This window comes from Paraburkholderia phosphatilytica (assembly GCF_003443895.1).
Classification (GTDB): domain Bacteria; phylum Pseudomonadota; class Gammaproteobacteria; order Burkholderiales; family Burkholderiaceae; genus Paraburkholderia; species Paraburkholderia phosphatilytica.
Genome location: NZ_QQOA01000021.1, coordinates 78,676 through 97,698 on the forward strand (window position 1 = coordinate 78,676; position 19,023 = coordinate 97,698).

At 65.5% G+C, this 19,023-nt stretch carries 17 protein-coding genes; 10 read left to right on the top strand and 7 right to left on the bottom strand.

What is annotated here, in order from left to right; genetic code table 11:
* Position 1: 1 nt before the first annotated feature.
* A complete protein-coding gene (locus DVS29_RS21880) occupies positions 2–286 on the bottom strand; it encodes an HU family DNA-binding protein (RefSeq protein WP_118182583.1) in 285 nt (94 codons plus the stop codon).
* A gap of 247 nt (positions 287–533) precedes the next feature.
* Here DVS29_RS21880 and DVS29_RS36955 point away from each other — a divergent pair, with 247 nt between their 5' ends.
* The 6 genes from DVS29_RS36955 (at position 534) to DVS29_RS21905 (ending at position 5,408) form a co-directional block, all read left to right on the top strand.
* Positions 534–992: a hypothetical protein gene (locus DVS29_RS36955; RefSeq protein ID WP_124800676.1), complete on the top strand. Its 459-nt coding sequence runs from the start codon at positions 534–536 to the stop codon at positions 990–992.
* A 155-nt stretch (positions 993–1,147) separates the two neighbouring features.
* Positions 1,148–2,110 carry a TauD/TfdA dioxygenase family protein gene (locus DVS29_RS21885; RefSeq protein WP_118182584.1) on the top strand — a complete coding sequence of 321 codons (963 nt, stop codon included), beginning with the start codon at positions 1,148–1,150 and terminating at the stop codon, positions 2,108–2,110.
* A 195-nt stretch (positions 2,111–2,305) separates the two neighbouring features.
* Entirely contained in the window at positions 2,306–2,704 is a 399-nt protein-coding gene (locus tag DVS29_RS21890) for a VOC family protein (RefSeq protein WP_118182585.1), read from the top strand.
* Positions 2,705–2,722: 18 nt separating this feature from the next.
* The gene (locus tag DVS29_RS21895) at positions 2,723–3,337 is read left to right on the top strand and encodes a twin-arginine translocation signal domain-containing protein (RefSeq protein ID WP_118182586.1); all 615 of its coding nucleotides are present in this window, start codon (positions 2,723–2,725) and stop codon (positions 3,335–3,337) included.
* 13 nt (positions 3,338–3,350) lie between these two features.
* Positions 3,351–4,931, top strand: a complete 1,581-nt coding sequence (locus tag DVS29_RS21900; RefSeq protein WP_118182587.1) for a GMC family oxidoreductase — start codon at positions 3,351–3,353, stop codon at positions 4,929–4,931.
* A 138-nt stretch (positions 4,932–5,069) separates the two neighbouring features.
* Positions 5,070–5,408: a ribbon-helix-helix domain-containing protein gene (locus DVS29_RS21905; RefSeq protein WP_118182588.1), complete on the top strand. Its 339-nt coding sequence runs from the start codon at positions 5,070–5,072 to the stop codon at positions 5,406–5,408.
* A gap of 3 nt (positions 5,409–5,411) precedes the next feature.
* Here DVS29_RS21905 and DVS29_RS21910 read toward each other — a convergent pair whose 3' ends face one another.
* From DVS29_RS21910 to DVS29_RS21925, 4 genes are all read right to left on the bottom strand, one after another.
* Complete coding sequence (locus DVS29_RS21910; RefSeq protein ID WP_118182589.1) at positions 5,412–6,662, bottom strand: SAM-dependent methyltransferase; 1,251 nt, start codon at positions 6,660–6,662, stop codon at positions 5,412–5,414.
* 108 nt (positions 6,663–6,770) lie between these two features.
* A complete protein-coding gene (locus DVS29_RS21915) occupies positions 6,771–7,553 on the bottom strand; it encodes a DUF1295 domain-containing protein (protein WP_118182590.1) in 783 nt (260 codons plus the stop codon).
* Positions 7,554–7,619: 66 nt separating this feature from the next.
* Positions 7,620–8,390, bottom strand: coding sequence for an anti-sigma factor (locus DVS29_RS21920; protein WP_118182591.1), 771 nt, complete (start codon positions 8,388–8,390; stop codon positions 7,620–7,622).
* Positions 8,387–8,986: a sigma-70 family RNA polymerase sigma factor gene (locus DVS29_RS21925; RefSeq protein ID WP_118182592.1), complete on the bottom strand. Its 600-nt coding sequence runs from the start codon at positions 8,984–8,986 to the stop codon at positions 8,387–8,389. The genes DVS29_RS21920 and DVS29_RS21925 overlap by 4 nt, the downstream gene beginning before the upstream one ends.
* A gap of 324 nt (positions 8,987–9,310) precedes the next feature.
* Here DVS29_RS21925 and DVS29_RS21930 point away from each other — a divergent pair, with 324 nt between their 5' ends.
* Positions 9,311–10,141: a cation diffusion facilitator family transporter gene (locus DVS29_RS21930; protein WP_118182593.1), complete on the top strand. Its 831-nt coding sequence runs from the start codon at positions 9,311–9,313 to the stop codon at positions 10,139–10,141.
* An 84-nt stretch (positions 10,142–10,225) separates the two neighbouring features.
* Here the strand turns inward: DVS29_RS21930 and uvrA are convergent, their stop codons facing one another.
* A complete protein-coding gene (gene uvrA, locus DVS29_RS21935; RefSeq protein WP_118182594.1) occupies positions 10,226–16,183 on the bottom strand; it encodes an excinuclease ABC subunit UvrA in 5,958 nt (1,985 codons plus the stop codon).
* 279 nt (positions 16,184–16,462) lie between these two features.
* On the opposite strand from uvrA, the gene DVS29_RS21940 reads away from it, so the two are divergent.
* Both DVS29_RS21940 and DVS29_RS21945 read left to right on the top strand, forming a co-directional pair.
* On the top strand, positions 16,463–16,636 hold the full coding sequence (locus DVS29_RS21940; protein WP_118182595.1) for a type II toxin-antitoxin system HicA family toxin: 174 nt from the start codon (positions 16,463–16,465) through the stop codon (positions 16,634–16,636).
* A 66-nt stretch (positions 16,637–16,702) separates the two neighbouring features.
* Positions 16,703–17,122 carry a type II toxin-antitoxin system HicB family antitoxin gene (locus tag DVS29_RS21945; protein ID WP_118182634.1) on the top strand — a complete coding sequence of 140 codons (420 nt, stop codon included), beginning with the start codon at positions 16,703–16,705 and terminating at the stop codon, positions 17,120–17,122.
* Positions 17,123–17,164: 42 nt separating this feature from the next.
* On the opposite strand, the gene DVS29_RS21950 is transcribed toward DVS29_RS21945, so the two are convergent.
* Positions 17,165–18,100, bottom strand: coding sequence for a LysR family transcriptional regulator (locus DVS29_RS21950; protein ID WP_118182596.1), 936 nt, complete (start codon positions 18,098–18,100; stop codon positions 17,165–17,167).
* Between the two features lie 129 nt (positions 18,101–18,229).
* Between DVS29_RS21950 and DVS29_RS21955 the strand changes: the two genes are divergently transcribed.
* Entirely contained in the window at positions 18,230–18,970 is a 741-nt protein-coding gene (locus DVS29_RS21955) for an SDR family oxidoreductase (protein WP_118182597.1), read from the top strand.
* The last annotated feature ends 53 nt before the right edge of the window (positions 18,971–19,023 follow it).

A 19,023-nucleotide genomic window follows, 5' to 3' on the forward strand; every position in this document is an offset into this window, starting at 1 on the left:
CTCAGGACTGCGCGCCGTTCACCGCGTCCTTGAATGCCTTGCCAGCCGTGAACTTGACGGTCTTCGCCGCGGCGATGTTGATGGTCTCGCCGGTGGCCGGGTTGCGGCCGGTGCGCGCCGCGCGCGAACCCTGGCTGAACGAGCCGAAGCCGACGAGCTGCACGCCGTCGCCCTTCGCGACCGCCTTCGTGATCGTGTCGATCAGCGCGTCGATGGTTTCGCCCGTCGCTGCCTTGCTTGCACCGGTGGACGATGCCACTGCATCGATCAGTTCCTGTTTGTTCATAAGCGGATATCCCGTGTCGTAGTTGTGTTGCGTTGTTGAATGGACCGGCGCTTGCGCACTTGCCGCAAACATGACAAATGCGCCCCGGCCGCTCGGGCCTGAAGCGCGCACCCTTCGTACCGTAACCTATCCGGCGCCGGTTGCACAAGTGCGGGGCTCGCCCGCGAAGGGCCTGCAGCGGGGCTGCGGGCGGTTCGTGGGGCATCGATCCTACCGCATTCGCGGCAGGCGGGCCGCATTTCCGCGCATGGCGAACTACCGTTCGCAGCGCTTCCGCGCACCTGTCCAGATGCTGCGCCAATGCGCAAATCGCGTGAAATTTCCGCTAAAACAGCCCTTAAAAGCGCCTAAACAACGCTTTTTCGCCGCACATCACAATCTGAAACGGGTGCCAGGCATCCGACAAATCATTCGTTTTCAGTACGCGATGCTTTCCGTATCGTTCGTACCGCACCCGCATCTTCACCCCGGAAATAAAAATGAAACCAATTGTTCTGCCGGCGCTGATTGCGGGCTTTGCGGTCGCGGCCGCCGCTCAGGCGCGGCGCAGCGTGATGCTCCATGTGGCTTGTCGGCCAGCCGCTGGGGACTGACGGGCACTGAAGTCCCGGCGGCGATCTGGCGGCAATCTTTCAGCTCGAAACCGGCTTCAACGTCAGCTCCGTCACGCCCGGATGCCGGAACGATCCGCCCGTCGTTCCCGTGAAGGAACTCACGGAAGCGGGTGCTGGCCGCGCGACCGGCCGGCGTCTGCTCGATTTATGGGCCTGTGAAAAATACTTAGCTTTCCAGAAAATCTCATTTCGCTTTGCTATGCAATCCTGATTCAATGAGATTTTCCCTTTCCGACAGGAGACTCCAATGTCCGATGCGCAGCTCGTTTCGTCGTCCGCTCATGCGACGGCTCACTCCGCTCAGGCTGCATCCCGCCAGGCCGGGCAAGCGCTCGATCTGCACCGCGTAGCGGGGCGCATCGGCGCGGAAATCCGCAACGTGCGGCTCTCCGCGACGCTCGACGATGCCGCCTTCGATGCGATCAACGCTGCGCTGCTCGAGCACAAGGTGCTATTCTTCCGCGGCCAGCATCATCTCGACGACGCTACGCAGGAAGCCTTCGCGCGACGCTTCGGCGAACTCGTCGCGCATCCGACGCTCGCAAAATCCGACGGTTCCAGCTCTCTGCTCGAACTCGATTCGCTGCACGGCGCGCGTGCGAACTCCTGGCATACGGACGTCACGTTTGTCGATGCGTATCCTAAGGTCTCGATCCTGCGCGCGGTGGTGATTCCGGATGTGGGCGGCGACACCGTATGGGCGAACACCGCGGCCGCCTACGCGAATCTGCCTCCCGCGCTGCGCGAACTGGCGGACACCTTGTGGGCATTGCACACGAACGCGTACGACTATGCATCGACCCATGTGAATGCCGACAGCACGCAACTGAAGCGCTATCGCGAATCGTTCATTTCGACCATCTACGAAACTGAACATCCCGTAGTGCGCGTACATCCCGAAACCGGCGAGCGTACGCTCGTGCTCGGTCATTTCGTCCAGCGCCTGAAGGGTCTCTCCGCGCAGGACTCCGCTCATCTGCTGCAGGTTCTGCATGAGCACGTTACGCGCCTTGAAAACACCGTGCGCTGGAACTGGACTCAGGGCGACGTCGCGATCTGGGACAATCGCGCGACGCAGCACTATGCAATCAACGACTACGGCGACGCGCATCGGGTCGTGCGACGCGCGACCGTGCACGGCGACGTGCCGGTCGGTGTCGATGGCCGTCGCAGCGTGACGATCAAAGGTCCCAACGCGACCCTGCAGTAAGCGCGGCATTGCTGCGTCGCAACCCACCACCGCGCGTACCGATGCCGATCGGCATCGGCGCCGCCGCATCAGGGCAAATCCCGAGCCCGATTTAGCCCGCCATTACCTCCCCTCCGCTCGCCTGCATAAACTGGCATCACAGCAGACAACGACGCAGACCCGCACTGCGCGCGTCGCTGGGAGAGGAGACAACGCATGCCCAAGCTCATCCACACGATGATCCGTGTGCGGGACCTGTCGCGCTCGCTCGATTTCTACGACAAGGTCTTCGGTTTCAAGGTCTCGCACCGGCTCGACTTTCCCGATTTCACGCTGGCCTATCTGCGTAACGACGAGGCCGACACGGAGATCGAACTCACCTGGAACAAAGGACGCGACGAGCCCTATTCGCACGGCGATGGCTACGGACACGTCGCCTTCGTCGTCGATGACGCGAAAGCCGATCGACAGCGCGTGATCGACATGGGCCTCGCACCGAACGACCTGCGCGAATTCCGCGCGGACGACGGCGCGCTGATCGCCCGCTATTACTTCATTCAGGACCCGGACGGCTACAAGATCGAAGTACTCGAGCGTCACGGCCATTATCGCTAACGACGCGAGGAGACAAACATGAATCCCACGATCATTCCGATTGCGCACGAGGCCGCCGGTCCCGCGGTCGAAGCCGCGATGCGCGTCAAGCTCACGCGTCGCGAGCTGCTGAAAGGCACCGGTTTGCTGACGGGCACGCTCGCGCTGTCGTCGACGCTTGCAATGCTCGCGCCCAGCCGCGTGTGGGCGCTCGAACTGCAGGGTCTCGATACGCATCAGGGCGAAGTGCTGCTCGCCTTCACGCGCCAGCTCTATCCGCATCCAACGCTCGACGACGCCGTCTATGCGCTCGTCGTCAAGGACCTCGACGCGAAAGCGAAGAAAGATCCGGCCACGCGCCAGCAGCTTGCCGACGGCGTCAAACAGCTCGACGCGAACGCCGGCGGCGACTGGTCGAAACGCGACAGCGCCGCGCAGGCGCACGACGTCGCGGCCATCGCCGGCACGCCGTTCTTCACGACGGTGCGCACGACCGCAATCGTCTCGCTGTACAGCAACACGATGGCGTATCAGCACTTCGGCTATGGCGCGGCGGATGGCGACGGCGGCTATCTGTACAAGGGATTCAACAGCCTGTCGTGGCTGCCCGATCCGCCCGCCGCCGCAAGCGGTCCGATTCCGAAAGACAGCTAAGGGGCACACGATCATGGATCAGAACCAGAAGCGCTTCTCGCATAACGACAGCCACGTCGTCGTGATCGTCGGCTCGGGTGCGGGCGGCGGCACGCTCGCGAACGAACTCGCGCAGAAAGGCATCGACGTCGTCGTGCTCGAAGCCGGCGCACTGCATACACAGGGCGACTACCTGACCGACGAATGGGGCTCGTTCCAGCAGCTCGCTTGGCTCGACAAGCGCACGACGTCCGGCAACTGGCGCATCGCGAAAGACTTCCCCAATCTGCCCGCGTGGATCTGCAAGACCGTGGGCGGCACGTCGACGCACTGGGCCGGCGCGAGCCTGCGTATCCAGCCGCACGAATTCAAGGCGCGCACCACCTATGGCGACATTCAGAACGCGTCGCTGCTCGACTGGCCCGTTACGCGCGAAGAACTCGACCCGTACTACGACCGCGCCGAAAAGAAGCTCGGCGTCACGCGTACCAACGGGTTGCCGGGGCTGCCCGGCAACAACAATTTCAAGGTGATGTCCGCGGGCGCGACGAAGGTCGGCTATACGCAGTGCAACACCGGACACATGGCGATCAACAGCATCGTGCGCGACGATCGCAGCCACTGCTTTCAGCGCGGCTTCTGTTTTCAGGGCTGCCGCACGGGCGCAAAGTGGTCGACGCTCTATACCGAACTGCCGCGCGGGCAGGCCACCGGACATCTGGAGCTGCGCACCCAGGCGCACGTGGTGCGCGTCGAGCACGATGCGCGCGGCAAGGCATCTGGCGTCGTCTATTACGATGCGCAAGGCAAGCTGCAGCGGCAGAAAGCGCGCGCCGTGGCGATTGCCGGCAACTCGATCGAAACGCCGCGCCTGCTGCTCAACTCGCATTCCGGCAAGTTCGCCGACGGGCTCGCGAATGCTTCGGGACAGGTGGGCCGGAACTATATGCGGCACACCACCGGGTCCGTCTACGCGACGTTCGATCAGAAGGTGGAGATGTACAAAGGTACGACGATGGCCGGGATCATCGAGGACGAGGCGCGCAACGATCCGAAGCGCGGCTTCGTCGGCGGCTATCACATGGAAACGATTTCGCTCGGGCTGCCGTTCTATGCGGCGTTCCTGAATCCCGGCGCGTGGGGCCCGGCGTTCACGCAGGCGATGGATCAGTATGCGAACACGGCCGGCATGTGGATCGTCGGCGAAGACATGCCGCGCGCGACGAACCGCGTGACGCTCAACAACGACGTGAAGGACCAGTACGGGCAGCCCGTCGCGAACGTGCATTTCGACGACCACCCGAACGACGAGGCGATGCGCGAGCACGCGTTCAAGCAGGGATCGGCAGTGTACGAAGCGGTCGGCGCAAAGACGGTGTATCGCGTACCACCCTACCCGTCGACACACAATCTCGGCACCTGCCGGATGAGCGCGCGGCCGGAAGACGGCGTGTGCAATGCGCACGGACAGACGCACGACATCCCGAACCTGTTCGTGTCCGACGGCAGCCAGTTCACGACCGGCGCCGCCGAAAACCCGACGCTCACGATCGTCGCGCTCGCGATCCGCCAGTCGGACTACATCGCCGGTCAGATGCAGCGGCGGGCGTTATGACGGTACGTGGCGCGCGCCGCGGTGTGACGGTCCCTGCGTCCATCCTGCACGATGAGCGCGGGACGGCAGTCAGCGTTTGCCCGCCGCCGCGCGCACGCGTATGTTTAGCGAAACGGCACGTTCAATGGAGACAGCGCCATGTGCGGAATCTACGTCAACGCGGACCCGATCCTGTATGAATCTCGCACGCGGTCGCTGCGCATCCACGGCGTGATTACGACCGTGAGGCTGGAGAACCTGTTCTGGGACGTGCTGCAGGAAATCGCGGCGCGCGAGAACCTGACGACGAGCCAGTTCGCCGTGAAGCTGTATGACGAACTGATTGCGTTGCGCGGCGAGCCGCCCACCAATTTCGCGTCGTTCCTGCGCGTCTGCTGCCTGCGCTACCTGTCATTACAAACCGCGAAAGAAGAGCCGCCGATCACCGCCGCGGTATCCGGCAGCGACCTGCGTCCCAGAATACTGAAGACGGTCTGAACGTCATTCACTGCGCGCGAGCAGGAACTGGTACACGTCTGTGCGTCCTTCATCGAAGCCCGCTTCGCAGTACGCGAAGTAGAGCCGCCACGTCCGGATGAACAGCTCGTCGAAGCCGAGCGCGCGTACGAACTCGATGCGCGCCTCGAACTTCGCACGCCATAGCCGCAGCGTCTGCGCGTAGTCGCGGCCGAACGCGAGCGTCGGTGCCGCGCGCAGGCCGCCCTCGCTCGCCGCGGCGATGAAGCGCTCCGGGCTCGGCAGCATGCCGCCCGGGAAAATGAATTCCCGGATGAAATCGCTCGACGACCGGTATGCAGCAAACTGCCGGTCGGCGATCGTGATCGACTGCACCAGCGCGCGGCCACCCGCTTTCAGACACCGGCGCAGCATCGCGAAGTAGCCCGGCCAGAAGCGTTCGCCGACCGCCTCGAACATCTCGATCGACACAATCGCATCGTACTGGCCATCGAGGTCGCGGTAGTCCCGCAGCTCGAATCGAACCGCCGGCGACAGCGGCTGCGTGGTGGCGCGGGCCCGCGCCAGTGCAAGCTGCTCCGGCGAAATCGTCACCGCATGCATTTCAATGCCGCGTTCGGCCGCGAAGGTGGCGAAGCCGCCCCAGCCGCAGCCGACCTCCAGCACTTTCATGCCGACCCGCAGCCCCAGTGTGTCGAAGATGCACTGGTATTTCGCGAGCTGTGCCGCTTCGAGCGAGCGCTGCATGTCGCCTTCGAACAGCGCGCTCGAATACGCGAAGGTCGGATCGAGCCACAGCGCATAGAAGTCGTTGCCCAGATCGTAGTGCGCGTGAATGTTGCGGCGGCTGCCGGCGCGTGTGTTCGGGCGCAGCCGGTGACGCAGGCCGTACCAGAGCTGCGCAAGCCGGCCGCCGGCGATCGTCGCGGGCAATGCGCGTTCGTTCGCGATCGCGAGGCGCAGGAGCGCGGTCAGGTCCGGCGAGTCGAGCCAGTTCGCGCGATACGCCTCGGCAAAGCCGATGTCGCCGGCGCGCAGGATCGCGCGACACGCACGCCAGTCATGCAGATGCAGGGTTGCAGCGGGGGCGTTGTCGTCAGTCTTGCCGTGCGTGACGCCACGCGTGTTGCCACGCATCTTCCCAAACAGGCAGCGATCCCCGTCCGGTGTCACGAGCGCCAGGCTGCCGGTCTGGATACGGCCGAGCAACGCGAGAAACATCCGCGCGGAAGGCGGTATCCAGCCGGGAACGGACAACATCCGAAGCATCGTCATGGCAAGCCTTTATCTGTCTTGTTGACCGCGTGGCAGCAGCGGGACCATGACCCGGATACGTCGTGAACCGGCATTCGGATGCACGCGAGATGCAGTGTCGTGCCGTTGTCAGGAGGAACGCCTGGGCGGCCACGGAATCAGCGCGCTCGTGGTCCGCATGTACTCGGCGTAGCCGGCGCGCGTTTTCGCGGACCGCGCCTCGACCATCGGGATGCCGGACACCTTCATCAGCAGCAGTCCCATCAGCACCGGCGGCATCAGCGTGAGCCATCCCCACCCGCTGCCGGGCGACAGCGGAATGTAGGCGAGCCAGTGCACGCATTCGAAGAAGTAGTTGGGGTGTCGCGAATAGCGCCACAGTCCGGCACGGCAGACCTGGCCGTCGTTCGCCGGGTTGGACTTGAATCGCCGCAGTTGCCCGTCGGCAATCGCTTCGCCCACCACCGACGTCAGCCAAAGCACGACGGCCGCGATCACCCAGCCGGGTGCCGGAGGCGCGTCGCGAAAAGCCGGCACGAAGAACGCCACCGACAGCAGCATCGAGATCGCCACCTGCAGCTGGAAGAACCAGAACATCCTCCGATTCGCCGCGGCGCCCCATTCGTCGCGCAGCTGACGGTAGCGCGCATCTTCGGGAGCGCCGAAGTTTCGCCGCCACAGGTGTACGCACAGACGCCCGCCCCACAGCAGGCCACCGCCCGCAACGAGAATGCGATTCAGCGCTGCGCCGGTACCGAGCACGCCGCACAGCAGCGCGACGACCCCGAGCGACCCGGCCCAGACCGGATCGACCATGCCGGCATTGCGTGTCTTCAGTTGCCACGCCCAGACGATCGCAAACGTCCAGACGAGTCCGACGAAGGCGATCACGACCACCGGTATGACAGGCATAGGCACTCCGCTGCTGCTGGCGATACACCGGGTACGATGCAGTGCCCGCGATGGATGCAGTGGATTTCAGGTCGTCTGCAATGCACCGGTGGCGAGTACCGGCCCCGTCGGCTGTCCAGTCGGCGAGCCGCCATGCGGCTCCAGCGACACCGCCAGAATGGCACTCGAATTCATGCGCGCGACGATCTCGTCGGGCAGTCGCATCTTCGCCGGTTGATCCGATGGGAACACGCCGAGCGGAATCGGCTTCGCGTTTGGCGGGATGAGCCAGAGTTCGGTCGCGCGGTCCGCGGCGACAACCGGATGGACCGCCGGCACGACCACCATTTCCTTGCGCCGCAGATCGACCGTCGCGGTCCAGTGCGCGACACCGTCGGAGCGCGCGATCGTCGCGACCAGATAGCCGGTCGCCGCCGGCGCCGATGCGGACGGAGCCACCGGCGCGACCGGTGCCGTCGGTGCCTGAGCCGCCTGTCGTTCGCGCACGAGGTTCAGGTTCACTGCGACGAGCACGACCGCCGCGACGCTCGCGCATACGCCCAGCCAGCGCCACAGCCCGAGGTTGTTCCACAGGCCGCCGCGCGGCGCACCGGCTTCGTCGCGCAGCAGCCCGAGATCGAAGCGAATGCGCGTCCACACACGAGCAGGCGGCACGATCGCGCGAACGTCTTCGGCGAGCGGCATCAGGCGCGCCTCCCAGCTCGCGACATCGGCCCGCAGCGCGGCGTTGCCGGTCATCTCGCGCTCGAGCGCGCTGCGTTCGGCGGCGTCGAGCACGCCGAGCACGTACTCGGCGCCGCGCGGATCGTCACGGGAGAAATCGGCTGGCGTATTCATCGCTCGAGACAGGCCTTGAGCTGCAGCAGACTGCGCCGGATCCAGCTTTTCATCGTGCCCAGCGGCACTTTCAGGCGCTCTGCAAGTTCGTTGTAGGTATCGCCGCTGAAGAAAGCGTCGCGGATCGCGCGGCGTTGCTGCGGCCCCAGCGCTTCCAGACACAGTTCGAGCCGACGCCGCTCCTGGCTGCGCTCGGCGAGCACGGCGGGCGTCGGGTCTTCATCGACGAGCTCCGCCTCGCGCGCTTCGTCGAGCGGGTCTTCGCGGTGCTGACGAATGCGATCGATCGCGCGGTTGCGCGCCAGCGCCATCAGCCAGGTCATCGCACCGCCACGGGCGGGGTCGAAACTGTCCGCGCGGCGCCAGACGGTCGTGTAGACGTCCTGCAGCACATCCTCGGCCTCGCCGCGGTCGCGCAGCATCCGAACGACGACGCCGAACGCCTTCGGCGAAGTCAGCTGGTAGAACTCGGCAAACGCGCGTTCGTCGCCTTGCCCGACCCGGCTTAGCGTGCGGTTCAGATGCTCGCTGCGTTCGCTGTCGCGGTCGTTCGGCGCAGCGTCGGCGCGTCCTGCATTACCGTCGATCGTTGTCATCTGCGGAATCGGGTGAGCCTGCACTCGCCAAGGATTTCCGCCGAAATATAGCACTGACCGCGCGCTCGTCCGCATGGGGATCCTGTTGCGCGTGCATCGGCACGCATCGGAGTGGATGAAACCGGATGCATCGCACCTGACAATCTGCAATGCAGGTCGGCGAGTGCGTGCTTTCATTCTCTTATACGCACTGCAGGTCGCCCGGGATGCAGAAAGATGAATCAAATTTCCGGTTCATCGCAATGCGGCGGATGCACGGACGCCTGTCACGGCATCGCAATCTGGCGCCGGTAACGTGCGTCATCCCCACTTACCATGGCTAACATGGCGACCCCGTTGCACGGCGGCAGTTCGACCGCGCAGGCAGCACGCGCGACGACCGCTTCGGACACAACGGTTTCGACGGCGCTCGTCGCGAGCATCGCGTTGAACCTGGTGTTGATGACGTTGCAGGCGATTGCCGGCAACGCGGCGCACTCGTCCGGGATGCTCGCCGACGCATTGCATTCGGGCATCGACCTGCTCGCCGATGCGCTGATCCTGCTCGCGTGCCGGATCGACGCGCGCGCGCAGATCGACGATCCGGCACGCGTGAAAGCGCGTTGCGAACCGTTCGCGCTCGTCGGGCTTGGCATCGTGCTGGTGGTGACTGGCGTGGGAATGACGTGGCATGCCGCGATACGCTTCGGCGCGGCGCCCGTCGTTCATCCTGACGGCGTCACGCTCGGCGTGCTGTTGTTCACGCTCGCCAGCAAGGAAGCGATGTTCCGCTGGATGTCGCGGATCGCGCGCCGTGCCGAATCCGCATTGCTGATGGCGAACGCGTGGCACGTGCGCGCCGACGCCTGTTCTTCGCTGTTCGCGACGCTCGCGATCGGCGGGACGCTCGCCGGATTTGCGAGGCTCGATGACGTGGCCGCGGCACTCATCGGCCTGATGATTGCGAAGACGGGTATCGACTCCGGCCAACGCGGCGTGGCCGATCTACGCGCGCAATGGCGTGTGACGGCCGTACTGCGGCGCGCACGCAGGCAATCTGCGACAGCGTGCGCCACTAGCCGCGCGTCCGACGCGATTGACCCGATCGACGTCATCGCCCATCAACCGCTGCTGCATGCCGCAGTCGGCGCCGGTTCGATCGAACCGGAAGCGTGACTGTTCGGCGCGCAATCGAAGCATGAGCGGCAAATGAGCAGCGCATCGCCGCGTGCTTGCGCGGTTACCCGCGCAAGCACCTCCTCAACGCCCGCTGCCCGCCATCTGCAACGCGTTCGCAACAGCGGCATCGCCCTCGGGCCGATGCTCGCGCGCGAGCACCGGCGCCAGCGCCGCTCCCGTGTGGCTCGCCTTCACCTTCACGAGCGCTTCCGGGTCCGCCGCCGCGACGATCATGCCGCCGCCCGCGCCGCCTTCCGGACCGAGATCGATGATCCAGTCCGCTTCGGCGATCACGTCGAGGTCATGTTCGATCACCACGACGCTATGGCCGCCGTCGGCAAGACGATGCAGCACGTGGATCAGCTTCGCGACGTCGGCCATATGCAGGCCGACCGTCGGTTCGTCGAGCACGTACAGCGTATGCGGCGCCTTGCGGCCGCGCCGCGTGATGTCGTCGCGCACCTTGCTCAGTTCGGTGACGAGCTTGATGCGCTGCGCCTCGCCGCCCGATAAAGTCGGCGACGGCTGGCCGAGCGCGAGATAACCGAGCCCGACGTCCTTCATCAGCTGCAACGGATGCGCGATGTTCGACAGCGGCGCGAAGAATTCGACCGCCTCGTCGATCTCCATGGTCAGCACGTCGCCGATATTGCGGCCGCGCCACGTCACCGCGAGCGTTTCCGGATTGAAGCGCTGGCCGTGGCAGACGTCGCACGGCACCTTCACGTCCGGCAGGAAGCTCATGCCGATGGTGCGCACGCCTTGGCCTTCGCAGGCCGGGCAGCGCCCGTCGCCGGTGTTGAACGAGAACCGCGACGCGGTGTAGCCGCGCGCCCGCGCTTCGAGCGTATCGGCGAACAGCTTGCGGATCGCGTCCCACACGCCGATGTAGGTGGCCGGACACGACCGCGGCGTCTTGCCGATCGGCGTCTGGTCGACTTCGAGCACGCGGTCGATCGACTCCCAGCCGGTGACCGAATCGCAGCCTTGCCAGTTGTGCACGACGTCGAGCTTCGGCCGCGCGGCAGAACGCGCGAGCACGCTGCTGCGGCGCTCCGCAGCGGAGGCCGAGGCAACGCCGCCGCTATCCGCCGCCTTGCGCGCGCGCCGCGTGGCCGGCGACGACAGCACCGAACGGCCGACCGCGTCGAGCAGGTTCGTCATCAGCACGTCGCGCGCGAGCGTCGACTTGCCGGAGCCGCTCACACCCGTCACCGCGACGAGGCGTCCAAGCGGAATCTGCGCGGTCACGTTCCGCAGGTTGTGCAGCTTGCCGCCGTGCACCGTCAGCCAGTTCTCCGGCATCGCAGCGGCCTTGCGGCCCGGCGCCACGACCGGACGGCGCGGCTGCAGCGGATGCACGATCGGCTGCGAAAGAAACTGCCCCGTCAGCGAACCGGGCTGCGCGGACAGATCCGCGACGCTGCCCTGTGCGATCAGATTGCCGCCACGTTTGCCGGCGCCCGGCCCGATGTCGATGATGTGATCCGCGCGGCGGATCGTATCTTCGTCGTGCTCGACGACGACGAGCGTATTGCCCTTGTCGCCGAGCTTGCGCAGCGCGGACAGCAGGATCTGGTTGTCGCGCGGATGCAGGCCGATGGTCGGCTCGTCGAGCACGTAGCAGACGCCCTGCAGGTTGCTGCCGAGTTGCGCCGCGAGGCGGATACGCTGCGCTTCGCCGCCCGACAGGCTCGGCGCCGCGCGGTCGAGGCTCAGGTAGCCGAGCCCCACCTCTTCGAGGAACTGCAGCCGGCTGCGGATTTCGCTGATCACGTCGCGCGCGATATCCGCCTCGCGGCCCGTGAGGCGCATGCCGTCGATCCATTGACGCGTATCGCTGACCGTCCAGCGCGCGACGTCGGTAATCGGCTGCGTCTCGAACGTGACCGCGCGCGCGACGTCGTTCAGACGGCTGCCGTGACAGTCCGGACACGGCTCGTCGGCGAGACCTTCCGGCTCCTGCTCCTCGGATGGCAGCGTCTGCTCGCGGCCGCGATCGTCGTCGGCCGGCAGCGAATCGTCGTACGCGGCGCGTTGCTCGCGCGTCAGCGCGAGGCCCGTGCCGACGCACGTCGTGCACCAGCCGTGTTTGCTGTTGTACGAGAACATCCGCGGATCGAGTTCGGGGTAGCTCGTGCCGCACACCGGACACGCGCGCTTCGTCGAAAACACGGTGACCGTGCCGATGCGGCGTGTGGAGTTGCCGTTCGCCGACGCTTCATGCAGACCGTCGAGCGGCGACAGCAGATGCATCACGCCTTTGCCGGCCTCGAGCGTCTGGTCGAGCAGCGCGCGCAGTTGCGCTTCGTTGTCCGGCGACACCACGATATCGCCCACCGGCAGCTCGATCGTGTGCTCGCGGAAGCGGTCGAGCTTCGGCCACGGGTTCACCGGCACGAATTCGCCGTCCACCCGCAGATGCGTGTTGCCGCGCGCCTTCGCCCACTTCGCGAGGTCTGTATACACGCCCTTGCGGTTCACGACGAGCGGCGCGAGCAGCCCAACGTGCTGGCCGCGATAGTCGCGCATCAGCTGCGCGGCGATCGACTCGACGCTTTGCGACGTGACCGGCGTGCCGTCGTGAATGCAGTGCTGGACGCCGAGCTTCACGTAGAGCAGACGCAGGAAGTGCCAGACTTCGGAGGTCGTGGCGACCGTGCTTTTACGGCCGCCGCGCGACAGACGCTGCTCGATCGCGACGGTTGGCGGGATGCCGTACACCGCGTCCACTTCGCGGCGGCCGGCCGGCTGCACAATGGAGCGCGCGTACGCGTTCAGCGACTCGAGATAGCGGCGCTGGCCTTCGTGGAACAGGATGTCGAACGCAAGCGTCGACTTGCCCGAACCGGACACGCCCGTGATCACGTTGAAGCGGCCGTGCGGAATGTCGACGTCGAGCGCCTTCAGGTTATGTTCGCGCGCGTTGACGATGCGTACCACGCCGTCGCCTTCGACTTCACGACGCGCCCGCGCCGCGCTCAGCGCGCGCTGCAGCGGCATGCCGTGCCCGGCGCGGCCTTGAGCCTCGCCATCTGCGTGTGCTTCCACCTTTACTGCCACCGCGGCGTCCGCGCCCTGTTCCGCCGCGCCCAGCGCGCGGTCGTATTGCAGCAGCGCCTGGCCGGTATGGGACGCGGCGCAGCCCTTCACGTCTTCCGGCGTGCCGGTGCAGATCACTTCGCCGCCGCCGTCGCCGCCTTCCGGACCGAGGTCGACGATCCAGTCCGCCGCGCGAATCACATCCAGGTTGTGCTCGATCACGATCAGCGAATGGCCGCCCGCGAGCAGCTTGCCGAACGCGCGCATCAGCTTCGCGATGTCGTCGAAATGCAGGCCGGTGGTGGGTTCGTCGAACATGAAGAGCCGTCCGCCCACCGTTTTTACGCTGCCGCGTTTCGCGTCGGCCGCCTGCGCGGTTTCCGCCAGATAGCCGGCAAGCTTCAGACGCTGCGCCTCGCCACCGGACAGCGTCGGCACCGGCTGGCCCAGCTTCACGTATTCGAGGCCCACGTCGACGATCGGCTGCAGCACGCGCAGCACGCCCGCGTCGCCGGCAAACAGCTGCACCGCTTCGCTGACCGTCAACTCCAGCACATCCGCAATGTTCAACGTGCGGGCCGGCTCGCCGCGCGCGATGGTCACCTCGAGCAGTTCCGGCCGGTAGCGACGGCCGTCGCAATCCGGGCAGCGCAGGTACACGTCGCTCAGGAACTGCATCTCGATGTGCTCGAAGCCGGAACCGCCGCAGGTCGGGCAGCGCCCGTCACCCGAATTGAAGCTGAACATGCCCGGGCCGTAGCCGCGCTGCAGCGCGAGCGGCGCCTTTGCGAACAGCTTGCGGATCTCGTCGAACGCGCCGACGTAGCTCGCCGGGTTCGAGCGCGCCGTCTTGCCGATCGGCGACTGGTCGACGAACACCACTTCGCTCACCTGGTCGGCGCCGTGCAGCGCGCGGTACGCGCCTGGCGATTCCGTCGCAACGCCGAAATGGCGCGCGAGCGCCGGATACAGCACGTCCTGCAGCAGCGTCGATTTGCCGGAACCCGACACGCCCGTCACGCACACCAGACGTTGCAGCGGAATCTCGACCGTCACGTCGCGCAGATTGTGTTCGCTCGCACCTTCGAGCGTGATGCGCGGCGTGGCGGCGTCGACCGGCCGGCGCGCCCAGTGCGACGCGTCCGCAACATGCCGCCGGCCGCCCAGGTACTCGCCCGTCAGCGTCCCGGCATTGCGGATGTTGTCAGGCGTGCCGTCGAAGATGATCGAGCCGCCGCGTTCGCCGGGGCCCGGACCCATGTCGATCAGCCGGTCTGCCGCGAGCATCACCGACGGGTCGTGTTCGACCACGACGAGTGTATTGCCCGCGTCGCGCAGCCGGTGCATCGCTTCGACGATCCGGTTCAGGTCGCGCGGATGCAGACCGATGCTGGGCTCATCCAGCACGAACAGCGTCTTGGTGAGCGACGTGCCGAGCGCGGTGGTCAGGTTGATCCGCTGCACCTCGCCGCCTGACAGCGTGCGGCTTTGCCGGTCCAGTGTCAGATAGCCCAGGCCGACGTCGCACAGATACTTGAGGCGTGTGCGCACCTCCGCGAGCAGCAGCTTCAGCGCGTCGTCGTGCAGCGCGCTCGGCAGTTCGATACTGTCGAAGAAGCGGCGGATGCGCTCGATCGGCAGCAGCATCAGGTCGTGCACCGTCAGGCCCGGCAGCGCTTCGAGCTGCGTGCGGTTCCAGTCGACACCGCGCGGCAGGAAACGCCGCGCGGGCTGCAGCACCGCGTCCGCATTCGCTTTGGTGCCGAGGCGCCACAGCAGCGATTCGGTTTTCAGGCGCGCGCCGCCGCAGACTTCACAGGGCGTGTAGCTGCGGTACTTCGACAGCAGCACGCGGATGTGCATCTTGTACGCCTTCGACTCCAGATAGCCGAAGAAGCGCTTAACGCCGTACCACTGGGTCTGCCACTTGCCGTTCCAGTCCGGCGAGCCGTCGATCACCCAGCGGCGCTCGTCGTCGCTCAGGTCCGACCACGGCGTATCGCGCGCGATACCGGCCTTCGCGGCATAGCGCATCAGGTCGTCCTGGCATTCCTTCCAAGCGGGCGTCTGCATCGGCTTGATCGCGCCGCCGCGCAGCGTCTTGCGGGCATCCGGAATCACCAGGCCCATGTCGACGCCGATCACCCGGCCAAAGCCGCGACAGGTCTCGCAGGCGCCGTACGCCGAGTTGAACGAGAACAGCGCGGGCTGCGGGTCCGCATAGCGCAGGTCGCTTTCCGGCGAATGCAGGCCCGTGGAGAAGCGCCATATTTCAGGCTCGCCTTCATCGGCGAGCACATAGACGTTCACGCGACCGCCGCCGCGTTTCAGCGACGCCTCGATCGCCTCGACGACGCGCGATTTCTCCACGTTGCGCAGCCGGAAGCGGTCCGCAACCACGTCGAGCAGTTTGCGCGTGCCGGTGGGCGACGCGACCTCGCGCTGCGCCTGCACGCGCGTGTAGCCGCTTGCCGACAGCCACTGGCCGACTTCGTCTTCGGTAGTGCTTTCGGGCAGCTCGACGGGAAACGTGACGGCAAGGCGCGGATCGTCTTTCGCGGTGCGCTCGAAGAGTTCCGTGTAGATCGTCTCGGGCGTGTCGTGCCGCACGGGCCGCGCGGTCTGCCGGTCGAACAGCTCCGCCGCGCGCGCGTACAGCAGCTTCAGGTGATCGTTCAGCTCGGTCATCGTGCCGACCGTGGAGCGCGAGCTGCGCACCGGATTGGTCTGGTCGATCGCGATGGCGGGCGGCACGCCGTCCACCCGCTCCACCTGCGGCCGGTCCATCCGGTCGAGGAACTGCCGCGCGTACGCGCTGAAGGTCTCGACGTAACGCCGCTGCCCTTCTGCGTACAGCGTGTCGAACACGAGACTCGACTTGCCGGAACCCGACGGACCCGTGACGACGGTCATCTCGCCTGTGCGCAGATCGAGGTCGACGTTCTTCAGGTTGTGCTGGCGGGCGCCGCGGATGCGGATGAGGTTGTTGGCTGACAATTTGGCTTTTAAATCAGTTGATTAAGCGACATGACCCGGGATGCCACGGGCCGTAGTTGTTCGCAAACTTCAGCGCGAAAATTCTGAACCCTTCGACCGTGTCTTGAACCACTTTGCAGCGAAAGCCATACTGTACACGCATACAGTATTTGCCGCTCGACACGGCGAGTCTACTCCAGCGTCGGGCTATCTCGAAATAAACAAAAAAGTTTAAATTTGCGCTTGCATGAATAAACGTTTTTGTTTACTCTAGGTTCATGTCAACGTTATGGAGGATCGGTGAAGCAGGGAGAGTTCAAACGGTGGCTTGAAGAGCAAGGCGCTCGCGTGGAAGACGGTACGAATCACTGGAAGGTCTACTGCAACGGCAAGCAATCCACCGTGCCAAGGCACCCGTCGAAGGAACTGAAGGAAGGCACCCGGCGGGCAATTCTGAAGCAACTCGGTCTGTAATGAGGAGAGGCCCCGAAAGGGGCCGTCCCGGCACCGTTTCTCAAGATTCACGAACCAGGAGTCATGATGTTCAGATATCCAGCCCGGTTTGAACCGGCTGAAGAAGGCGGATACGTGGTGACGTTCCGCGATATCCCGGAGGCGATTACCCAGGGCGACACGCTGGAAGAAACACGCGAGATGGCGGCAGACGCCCTCCTCACCGCTATGGACTTCTACTTTGAAGACAAGCGAAAAGTGCCGTCTCCATCAAAAGCAGTCGAAGGCGAAGAACTGGTCGGTCTGCCGGTCAGCGCCTCGGCAAAAGTCCTGCTGCTCAACGAGATGATCGAACAGAAGGTGACCGCGGCCGATCTGGCGCGTCGCCTCAACACGCGCCCGCAGGACGTACAGCGAATCGTCGATCTCGGGCATACCACCAAGATCGACACGATCGCCGAAGCGCTCGGCGTGCTCGGCAAGCGTCTCGAAGTAACGGCGGCGTAGACGGCATCGCCGCCGGTCTGAAAGCGTTAGTCCAGCGTCAGGTCAGCGGCGTTTCGGCCGCGCCGTGGCCGTAGCACTCGCCCCGAACTTCTCCGCATATAGTTGGCTCGCCCACTCGATGAACACACGCACCCGCGGCGCGAGCTGCCGGTGCTGCGGGTACAGGATGTTCATCGGCATGCCCGGGCTCTCCCACTCGTTCATTACTTCGATCAGCCGGCCATCGGCCAGCTCGTCTTCGACGTGAAAACGAGGCAACTGGATCAGCCCGCAGCCGCGCAGCGCGCAGACCACGTAGTTCTCGGCATCGCTCACCGAGATCCACTTGCGCAGCTTGAACTCCACCACCTTGCGGTCAATGCACAGCTCGATCGCATACGAAGACTGGCTGGTGCTCGAGAAGAACCCGACCGCGTCATGGCGGGCGAGATCGTCCGGATGGCGAGGGATGCCGGCGCGCGCGAGATACGCGGGGCTCGCGCAGACAATCTGCGGAATCACCGCGACTGGCCGCGCGATCAGCGACGAATCGCGCGGATGCCCGGCGCGGATCACCGCATCGACGCCTTCGCGCACAAGGTCCACCAGCCGGTCGCCGCTGCTCACCACCAGGTCGATGTTCGGATAACGCGCGCGGAATTCGTCGATGCGCGGCAGCACGATGCGCGTCGCGTGCGTGCCGTGCAGATCGATCCGCAGCACGCCGCGCGGGTTGCTGGTCTGATGCGAAAACGCCGACTCGGCGTCGTCGAGCTCGCCGAGAATCCGCACGCAGCGGTCGTAGAACGCCTGGCCGTCGAGCGTGGGCCGCACGTGGCGCGTCGTGCGTTCCAGCAGGCGCGTCGAGAGCCGCGCTTCGAGCTCCTTGATCGCATACGTCGCGGTAGCGCGCGGCACGTCCAGCATGGCAGCACCCTTCGTGAAGCTGCCCTGCTCCACGATCTTCACGAACAGTTGCAGCGTGTCGAAACGGTCCACGGAGATCGCCCCTGATTAGTTTCGTCCATTGAATAGTGCTGGCAATTTAGCACCATTTATCCAACCCGCGTCAACGCGAATAATGACTTCCAACGCAGTCACCGGACTGCCACTCTCAAGGAGTCAGACATGGAACAGAACTATTCGCGCGTCGTCATCGTCACGGGCGGTTCGCGCGGTATCGGGCGGGCGATCGCGCTGCGCCTGGCGAAGGACGGATTCTCCGTGGTCGTCAACTACGCAGGCAACGAAGCGAGCGCAACGGCAGTGGTCAGCGCAATCCGCGAAGCGGGCGGCACGGCCATCGCGGTGCGCGCGAACGTAGCAGAGCCCGCCGAAGTGGAAAACCTGTACGCCGAGGCGCGCCACGCGTTCGGGCGCGTCGACGTGGTCGTGAACAGCGCGGGCGTGATGTCGATGGCGCCGATCGCGGAAAACGACCTGGACAGCTTCGACAGCATGATCGCGATCAATCTGCGCGGCACCTATCTGCTGATGGCGCAGGCCGCCCAGGTGCTGCCCGACGGTGGACGCTTCATCGCGCTGTCGTCGAGCGTGATCGCGAAGAACTTTCCGGGCTACGGTCCGTATATCGCGAGCAAGGCGGGCGTCGAAGGTCTCGTGCGGACCTTCGCGAACGAACTGCGAGGCCGCAACATCACCGTGAACGCGGTCGCGCCGGGGCCGGTCGGCACGGAGCTGTTTCTTGCCGGCAAGTCGGACGCGCTGATCGCGCAGATCGCCAGCCAGTCGCCGCTCGAACGCCTGGGCGAACCCGACGATATCGCCAACGCCGTGTCGTTCCTCGCCGGACCCGACGGCGGCTGGATCAACGGCCAGGTGCTGCGCGCGAACGGCGGCTTCGCCTGAGCGCGGGCGGATGCTATCCACCCGGATCCCCCACCACTGGAAACGAAAAGGAA

What these genes read in the sequence shown, in the direction of transcription:
- DVS29_RS21915 (WP_118182590.1), bottom strand. Translation starts at nt 7,553, where the DNA reads ATGCCTGTCATACCGGTGGTCGTGATCGCCTTCGTCGGACTCGTCTGG.
- DVS29_RS21930 (WP_118182593.1), top strand. Translation starts at nt 9,311, where the DNA reads ATGGCGACCCCGTTGCACGGCGGCAGTTCGACCGCGCAGGCAGCACGC.
- DVS29_RS36955 (WP_124800676.1), top strand. Translation starts at nt 534, where the DNA reads ATGGCGAACTACCGTTCGCAGCGCTTCCGCGCACCTGTCCAGATGCTG.
- DVS29_RS21945 (WP_118182634.1), top strand. Translation starts at nt 16,703, where the DNA reads ATGTTCAGATATCCAGCCCGGTTTGAACCGGCTGAAGAAGGCGGATAC.
- DVS29_RS21885 (WP_118182584.1), top strand. Translation starts at nt 1,148, where the DNA reads ATGTCCGATGCGCAGCTCGTTTCGTCGTCCGCTCATGCGACGGCTCAC.
- DVS29_RS21905 (WP_118182588.1), top strand. Translation starts at nt 5,070, where the DNA reads ATGTGCGGAATCTACGTCAACGCGGACCCGATCCTGTATGAATCTCGC.
- DVS29_RS21900 (WP_118182587.1), top strand. Translation starts at nt 3,351, where the DNA reads ATGGATCAGAACCAGAAGCGCTTCTCGCATAACGACAGCCACGTCGTC.
- DVS29_RS21895 (WP_118182586.1), top strand. Translation starts at nt 2,723, where the DNA reads ATGAATCCCACGATCATTCCGATTGCGCACGAGGCCGCCGGTCCCGCG.
- DVS29_RS21920 (WP_118182591.1), bottom strand. Translation starts at nt 8,390, where the DNA reads ATGAATACGCCAGCCGATTTCTCCCGTGACGATCCGCGCGGCGCCGAG.
- DVS29_RS21890 (WP_118182585.1), top strand. Translation starts at nt 2,306, where the DNA reads ATGCCCAAGCTCATCCACACGATGATCCGTGTGCGGGACCTGTCGCGC.
- DVS29_RS21955 (WP_118182597.1), top strand. Translation starts at nt 18,230, where the DNA reads ATGGAACAGAACTATTCGCGCGTCGTCATCGTCACGGGCGGTTCGCGC.
- DVS29_RS21910 (WP_118182589.1), bottom strand. Translation starts at nt 6,662, where the DNA reads ATGACGATGCTTCGGATGTTGTCCGTTCCCGGCTGGATACCGCCTTCC.
- DVS29_RS21925 (WP_118182592.1), bottom strand. Translation starts at nt 8,986, where the DNA reads ATGACAACGATCGACGGTAATGCAGGACGCGCCGACGCTGCGCCGAAC.
- DVS29_RS21880 (WP_118182583.1), bottom strand. Translation starts at nt 286, where the DNA reads ATGAACAAACAGGAACTGATCGATGCAGTGGCATCGTCCACCGGTGCA.